The organism is Subtercola sp. YIM 133946 (genome assembly GCF_036553535.1).
Lineage (GTDB): Bacteria > Actinomycetota > Actinomycetes > Actinomycetales > Microbacteriaceae > Subtercola.
The window spans coordinates 56,125-63,465 of record NZ_JAZHPE010000024.1 but is presented as its reverse complement, the minus strand read 5'-3'; the positions used below and the strand labels follow the sequence as shown (position 1 = coordinate 63,465).

Sequence of the window (7,341 nt, the reverse complement as noted above, 5' to 3'; positions counted from 1 at the left end):
CCGCCGCCCCTGCGGCGCACGGTCGGCAGTGGCATGCGCGCAGACGGTCGTGCGCCGGAGACCAGTCAACGCGCCGCGCGCGGTCGCCGCGTTCACTCGACCTCGAGGCGCCGCCGCCCCTGCGGCGCACGGTCGGCAGTGGCATGCGCGCAGACGTTCTCCCCAGGGCGGCGAGTGGGGGCACTCTGCACAGATGCTGAGTTTGCGGTGCGGGGTGGGGCGCGACTCCATAGTCTGGAACAGGCGAGCGAGAACGGTCTCGCCGCAGGTTCCAGCCGCACTACACCAAGGAGTCGCGTGGCCCGCAGCATTTACATCACCTCGGCCGAAGGGCATTCGGGCAAGTCGACCATCGCACTCGGCGTGCTCGACACACTGGCCCGCAGCGTCGGGCGCGTCGGCGTGTTCCGGCCCATCGCGCGGTCGGTCTCCGAACGCGACTACGTGCTCGAGATGCTGCTCGACCACGACAGCGTCGACCTCGGCTACGAAGACGTCATCGGCGTCTCGTACGACGACGTTCACGCCGACCCCGATGCGGCCCTCTCGCGCATCGTCGAGCGTTACAAAGAGGTCGAGCGCGAGTGCGACACGGTGGTGATCCTCGGCTCGGACTACACCGACGTGGGCAGCCCCACCGAGTTGACGTTCAACGCCCGCATCGCCGCCAACCTCGGTGCGCCCGTGCTGCTCGTGCTCGGCGGCCGATCGAGCCAGGGTTCGACCGAGACGCTCGGGCACTCCGAACCGCGCAGCCCCGACGACATGCAGCACATCACCGAACTCGCGCTCGTCGAGCTGCGCGCGGCACACGCCACCTTGCTCGGCATCGTGGCCAATCGGTCAGACCCCGAGAACCTCGAGAAGATCCGCGACGCGATCGGCCGAGCGGTCGGCGAGGCGCAGGCGACCACCGGGCTGCCGCAGGTCGCCGGCGAGGTGCCGGGCGGCCGGCTGCGCGCGCGCATCCCCATCTGGTCGATTCCCGAAGACCGGCTGCTGGTCGCGCCGAGCATGGCCAACCTCGTCGAATCGACGCACGGAACCATGATCAAGGGCGACCCGCGCCTGCTGGCACGCGAAGCCCTCGGCGTGGTCGTCGCCGGAATGTCGATGGTCAACGTTCTGCCTCGGCTCACCGATGGAGCCGTCATTGTCATCCCCGGCGACCGCACCGAGGTGCTGCTCGCTGTGCTGATGGCCAACGCCTCGGCGACGTTTCCGAGCGTGTCGGGCATCATCCTGAACGGCGGCTTCGACCTGCCCGAGCCCATCGAGCGGCTCATCGACGGGCTGAACCCCAGCCTGCCCATCATCACCACCCCGCTCGGCACCTACGACACGGCGGTGCGCATCACCGGCACCCGTGGGCGTCTCGCCGCCGACTCGCAGCGCAAGTACGACAGCGCCCTCGCTCTCTTCGAGCAGTACGTCGACGGCGCGAGGCTCCTCGACCTGCTCGATGTGAGCTCGTCGGCCGTGGTCACCCCGCTGATGTTCGAGTACGGGCTGATCGACCGCGCCCGCGCCGCCCGCAAGCACATCGTGCTGCCCGAGGGGTCGGATGACCGGGTGCTGCGTGCCGCAGCCACCGTGCTCACCAGGGGCATCGCCCGCCTCACGATCCTCGGCGACGAAGACGAGGTGCGTTCGCGGGCTCGGAGCCTGGGGGTGAACATCGATGCGGCCGAGGTCGTCAGCCCGTTCGACCACGAGCTGCGTGAGCGGTTCGCGGCCGAGTATTCGAGCATCCGCTCGCACCGCGGAATCACGCTCGACATGGCCCGCGACACCGTCACCGACGTCTCGTACTTCGGCACGATGATGGTGCAGCTCGGCCTCGCCGACGGAATGGTCTCGGGCGCCGCGCACACCACCGCGCACACCATCAGGCCGGCCTTCGAGATCATCAAGACCCGGCCCGAGGTCTCGGTCGTGTCGAGCGTCTTTCTGATGGCGCTCGCCGACCGTGTTCTGGTCTACGGTGACTGCGCCGTCATTCCCGACCCCACCGCCGAGCAGCTCGCCGACATCGCCATCTCGTCGTCAGAGACGGCAGTGCAGTTCGGCATCGACCCGCGGGTCGCCATGCTCTCGTACTCGACCGGTGCCTCGGGGGCCGGCGCCGACGTCGAGAAGGTGCGCGAGGCGACGGCGCTGGTACGGTCGCGTCGGCCCGCACTTCTGGTCGAGGGGCCGATTCAGTACGACGCAGCTGCCGACGTTGCGGTCGCCGCCGCGAAGATGCCCGAATCGGCGGTCGCCGGCCGCGCCACGGTGTTCATCTTTCCCGACCTCAATACGGGCAACAACACCTACAAGGCGGTGCAGCGCAGCGCGGGCGCCGTCGCGGTGGGCCCGGTGCTGCAGGGGCTCAACAAGCCGATCAACGACCTGTCACGCGGGGCCCTGGTTGCCGACATCGTGAACACGATCGCCATCACGGCCATCCAGGCCGCCACCGGCGACGAGGCCGCGTCGGCGGTCGAGTCAGACGTGGCCGACGCAGAGGAGATCCGCGCATGAGCACCGTTCTGGTCATCAACAGCGGTTCGTCGTCGCTGAAGTACCAGCTCATCGAGATGACGAACGAGTCGGTGCTCGCCAACGGGCTCATCGAGCGCATCGGCGCGGGCGGCGACACGGGGTCGTCGAAGCACACCGTCACGCTTCCCGGTTCTGAGGCGCGGTCGTTCACCAGCGAGCATCCGGTCGCCGACCACACCGAGGCGTTCAAGGTCATGCTCGCGGCGTTCGACAAGCACGGCCCGTCGATGGCAGAGAACCATCCGGTCGCGGTCGGGCACCGCGTGGTGCACGGTGGCAAACGGTTCTTCGGGCCCACCGTGGTCACCGACCTCGTCAAGATCAACATCGAAGACCTGGCCGAACTCGCGCCGCTGCACAATCCCGCCAATCTCGACGGAATCAACGCGGCACAGGTCGCCTTTCCGGGCATCCCGCACGTCGCCGTGTTCGACACCGCCTTCCACGCCACCCTGCCACCGGCCGCCTACACCTACGCCATCGACGCCGGCCTCGCCGACAAGTACCGTGTGCGCCGGTACGGCTTTCACGGCACGTCGCACAAATTCGTCTCGGAGGCCGCGGCCGAGTACCTCGAACGCCCCCTCGGCGAACTGAAGACCATCGTGCTGCACCTCGGCAACGGTGCCTCGGCCTGCGCAGTCGACGGGGGAGTCTCGGTCGACACCTCGATGGGGCTCACCCCGCTGGAGGGCCTCGTCATGGGAACGCGCTCGGGCGACCTCGACCCGGCCATCCTGTTCCACCTCAACCGCAAGGCGGGCCTCGGCTTCGCCGAACTCGACGAACTGCTGAACCGCAAGAGCGGTCTGCTCGGGCTGAGCGGCCACGGCGACATGCGCGACGTCGTCACCGCCGCCGGCGAGGGCGATGCGGATGCTCAGCTGGCCCTCGACGTGTACCTGCACCGCATCAAGCATTACGTGGGTGCCTACGCCGCGGGCCTCGGCGGCGTCGACGCCATCGTCTTCACGGCCGGAGTCGGTGAGAACAGCGACGTCGTGCGCTCGGGCGCCCTGGCGGGCCTCGAGGCCTTCGGCATCGCCGTCGACCCCGAACGCAACACCTCGGGCCACCGTGGCCGACGCCGCATCTCGCCCGACGAGTCACCCGTCGCGGTGCTCGTCATCCCCACCAACGAAGAGCTGGAGATCGCCCGCCAGTGCCTCACCGTGATCTGATCGGTGGCCGGTGGCCGGTGCCGGTTCGGGTGCCGGTGGCGGGTGCCGGTGCCGTGCCGGTGCGGGTGCCGTGGCCGGTGGCGAGCGGCCTGCGGCGTGCGCTGCGTCAGTCGGCGATGAGCCGTTTACCGTAGGCCACCGCGTGATCGGGCTCGTAGCCGAGGGCGCGGTAGAAGTTCTGCGCCTCAGTGTTGTCTGATCGCACCTGCAGGTTGAGTTTCGGGCATCCGCGTTCCGTGAGCAGCCGCTCGGCCTCGGCCATGAGCTGTCGTGCGTACCCGCGGCGTTGCGCCGCCGGGCTCACGGCGAGGTAGTTGACCCAGCCGCGGTGCCCGTCGTAACCGACCATGGCGCTCGCGATCACAGACGGCGCGTCTCCGGCCGCGTCGACCCCAGCCGGGTCAGCCGGGCCCGACACTGTCGCGTCGTCGGCCGCAGATGCCGGCATGGGCGCGGGCTCGACCCCGACGAGGAAGAGTTCGGGCTGCACCGTGAGCTTGCGCGCGATGTCCCGGTGCGGGTCGTTCCACGGGCGAACGAGGCCGCAGTCGGTCCAGAGGGCGACGACGGCCTCCGTGTCGGCGACGTTGAACGGTCGAATCAGCATCGCTCCAGCCTAGGAGCGGTCTCGATGCGCCGCGAATCACGACCCCGCGCACGGCGACCTTGCGCTCCCGGTGCGCCGCGAATCACGCCCCCGCGCATCCGTGCGCCGCGATCGTCGGGCCGGCGTGCCCAGCTCGGCCGACGGCGGCTCGGCCACCCCCAGCCTCGGCCTCCTCACCCATCGCGGCCTTCCGCATCGAGCGGCCGCGATCGACTCGGCCGCCCCTCAGTCGGCGAGCAGCTGCGCCGTTCGGTACGGCATCAGCTGCCGCAGCACGATCGACGTCGAGGTGCGCCTGATGCCCGGGCACCGCAGAATCTGCTGCCCGATGCTGTACAGATCGTCGGCGTCGCGTGCGACGACCTGGCAGATGATGTCTTCGGCACCGGCAATCGCTGAGCATTCGATGACCTCTCGGATGCCCGCCAGGGCCGCGATCGTCTGATCGAACTTCTCCTGGTCGACCTCGGCGGTCACGAACGCGCGCAAGCCGAAACCGAGGTGGCCCGGCTCGAGGCGAACGCTGTGGGCTCGCAGAGCATCCGTGCCCCCCATGCGTTCGAGGCGTGCCTGCACGGTTCCGCGGGCGAGGCCGAGCCGCTGGGCGAGCAGCAGCACGGGTGCGCGCGGATCGTCGTCGAGGGCGCGCAGGATGCGACGGTCGGTGCTGTCGAGAGTGGTCAATCTGTCGACTTTCTGTCGGGTGGCGCGAGCTGGTAGTAGTCAGTATGCCCGATCTGACTCCCGCCAGTTGCGCAATACGCCCGGTCGGGTTCTACTGGCCCGATGACTGACGACCTGAGTGCCCCCGACCGAGCTCCCGCCAGCGCCAAGGCCCCGGCCGGTGACACGGGGACACCCGCGGCTGACGCCCCGGCCCCGGCCACCGCGACGCACCAGGCCATCACCACCGCCCCGGCCCCCGCGTTGCCGCCCCGCATCTCGGTCGGCCGCTACCTCGCCACCCGCCTGCGCCAACTCGGCGTCGAGCACCTCTTCGGACTGCCGGGCGACTTCAACCTGAGCCTGCTCGACGAGATGCTCGCCCCCGACGCTCCGAACGCCGATCAGCAACGCCCTGCCGCCCCGCACACCGCGGCCGCGACCCCACGCCCCGCCGCCCCACACCCCGCCGCCCCACATCTAGCGGCCCCGCACCCTGCCGCCGCCTCGCACCCCCTCCAGTGGGTCGGCACCACCAACGAGCTCAACGCCGCCTACGCCGCAGACGGCTACGCGCGCATCCGCCGCTCGATCGGTGCCCTCGTCACCACGCTCGGCGTCGGCGAACTCAGCGCGATCAATGGTGTGGCCGGGAGTTTCGCTGAAGACGTTCCGGTCGTGCAGATCACCGGCATGCCGGCCTCGCGCGCCATGGCCGAGGGCGCACTGCTGCACCACACGCTCGTCGACGGCGACTTCGAGCACTTCCGGCGGGCCTACGCCGAGGTGACCGCGGCGTGTGTCGTGCTCAAGGCTCACAGCGCTCCCGCCGACATCGACAGCGTGCTGCTGACCGCCCTCACCGAGTCGAAGCCGGTCTACCTGGGGGTGCCGTCAGACGTGGCGGTCGCGCTCGTGTCGTCGGCGAACCTCTCGCAGCCGCTCGTGGCGTTCTCGAGCGACCCGCGGCAGCTCGCCCGATTCACCGAGGCTCTGCGCCAGGCGGTGTATTCGGCATCGAACGTCAGCCTTCTGGTGGGACCGAAGGTGCATCGCGCCTCTGTCGAGCCGATCATCCGTTCGATCGCCGACGCACCCGGCGTCTACATCGCGACCCAGAGCGGATCGAAAGCGATTCTCGACGAGTCGCACCCCGCAAGCGTCGGCACCTACCTCGGCGCTCATACGCGCGTCGAGGCGGCCCGCCGCAGCATCGACGCGGCACCCCTGCTCATCCTCGCCGGAGCCGTCATGAGCGACCTGCTCACCGGCTTCTTCAGTCACCGTTTCGACCCCGACGCGGCCGTCGAACTCTCGCTGACCTGGGCGCGGGTCGGCGAATCGACGTTCTTCGGGGTGCACCTCGGCGACGCCCTGCGAATCGTCGACGAGGTGCTGCAGGATGCCCGGCTCGACCCGGTCGCCCCCATCTCTCTGGGCGGCGCGAGCCCGGTGCCCGACGCCGTCGTGTCTACGCCGGCGGCCGCGCCAGCGACGGCCGCCGCGTCCATTGCGCCCGCCGCGCCCACCGCCGCGCCCGCCGACACGCCTACGGCCCCCACGCCGGCCGCCGAGACCCTCACCCACGAGGCCTTCTGGCAGGGCATCCAGAGCTTTCTGACCCCGGGCACGACCGTCATCGCCGAGGCCGGCACCGCCTTCTTCGGCGCCATCGACCTCACGCTGCCCGACGACTGCGACCTGCTCGGGCAGCCGGTCTGGTCGTCGATCGGTTTCACTCTGCCGGCGACCCTCGGCGTGTGCCTCGCCGAGCCCGGGCGTCGCGCCGTTCTGCTGATCGGCGACGGATCGGCGCAGCTCACCGTGCAGGAGCTCGCCACGCTGCTGCACCGCGGCCTGGCCCCCGTGGTCTTCGTGCTGAACAACGGCGGGTATACGATCGAGCGCGCCATCCAGAGCCCCCATGCCGCGTACCAGAGCGTCACGCCCTGGAACTTCACCCAGCTCCCCGGGGCCTTCGGCGCCGCCGACCGTGCCGTCACCGCAACCGTTCGCACGCCCACAGAGCTGACGGATGCCCTGGCCCTCGCCACGCGCACCACCGACAAGCTCGTGCTGGTCGAGGTGATGTTGCCGGTGCTCGATTCGCCGCGCCTGCTGAAGGCGCTCGGCGAAGGACTCTCGGCCGCGAACGCCGCGAACGCCGCGAACGCTGCGCCGGCTGCGCAGCCCGCGCCGGCCGCGTCTCGGGTGGTGCCCGCGGGGCTCTAGCGGCCGTTCGCACCCGCCTCGCGACCCAGCACCCCGGGGCGGGAGCGGCGCGCCACGCTGTCGCGACCCGTCTCTCGAGGCGCCCGACCCGCACGAGACGCCCCCGGCACC

Annotated in this window: 5 protein-coding genes; 3 read left to right on the top strand and 2 right to left on the bottom strand. The window is 70.4% G+C overall.

Annotated elements, in window-relative coordinates:
• Positions 1-297 precede the first annotated feature (297 nt).
• Positions 298-2,526 (top strand): phosphate acetyltransferase, encoded by a 2,229-nt coding sequence (gene pta / locus V3W46_RS09755; RefSeq protein ID WP_331782914.1) that lies wholly within the window; start codon positions 298-300, stop codon positions 2,524-2,526.
• Positions 2,523-3,728, top strand: a complete 1,206-nt coding sequence (locus V3W46_RS09750) for an acetate/propionate family kinase (RefSeq protein ID WP_331782913.1) — start codon at positions 2,523-2,525, stop codon at positions 3,726-3,728. Before pta ends, V3W46_RS09750 begins: the two co-directional genes overlap by 4 nt.
• A 106-nt stretch (positions 3,729-3,834) precedes the next feature.
• Here the strand turns inward: V3W46_RS09750 and V3W46_RS09745 are convergent, their stop codons facing one another.
• Positions 3,835-4,335: a GNAT family N-acetyltransferase gene (locus V3W46_RS09745; RefSeq protein WP_331782912.1), complete on the bottom strand. Its 501-nt coding sequence runs from the start codon at positions 4,333-4,335 to the stop codon at positions 3,835-3,837.
• Between the two features lie 225 nt (positions 4,336-4,560).
• Complete coding sequence (locus V3W46_RS09740) at positions 4,561-5,019, bottom strand: Lrp/AsnC family transcriptional regulator (protein WP_331782911.1); 459 nt, start codon at positions 5,017-5,019, stop codon at positions 4,561-4,563.
• A 102-nt stretch (positions 5,020-5,121) separates the two neighbouring features.
• Here V3W46_RS09740 and V3W46_RS09735 point away from each other — a divergent pair, with 102 nt between their 5' ends.
• Positions 5,122-7,230 (top strand): alpha-keto acid decarboxylase family protein, encoded by a 2,109-nt coding sequence (locus V3W46_RS09735; protein ID WP_331782910.1) that lies wholly within the window; start codon positions 5,122-5,124, stop codon positions 7,228-7,230.
• Positions 7,231-7,341: the final 111 nt, after the last annotated feature.

Excerpts from the sequence above, each read along its gene's own strand:
- V3W46_RS09750 (WP_331782913.1), top strand. The coding sequence starts at position 2,523 with ATGAGCACCGTTCTGGTCATCAACAGCGGTTCGTCGTCGCTGAAGTAC.
- V3W46_RS09745 (WP_331782912.1), bottom strand. The coding sequence starts at position 4,335 with ATGCTGATTCGACCGTTCAACGTCGCCGACACGGAGGCCGTCGTCGCC.
- V3W46_RS09735 (WP_331782910.1), top strand. The coding sequence starts at position 5,122 with ATGACTGACGACCTGAGTGCCCCCGACCGAGCTCCCGCCAGCGCCAAG.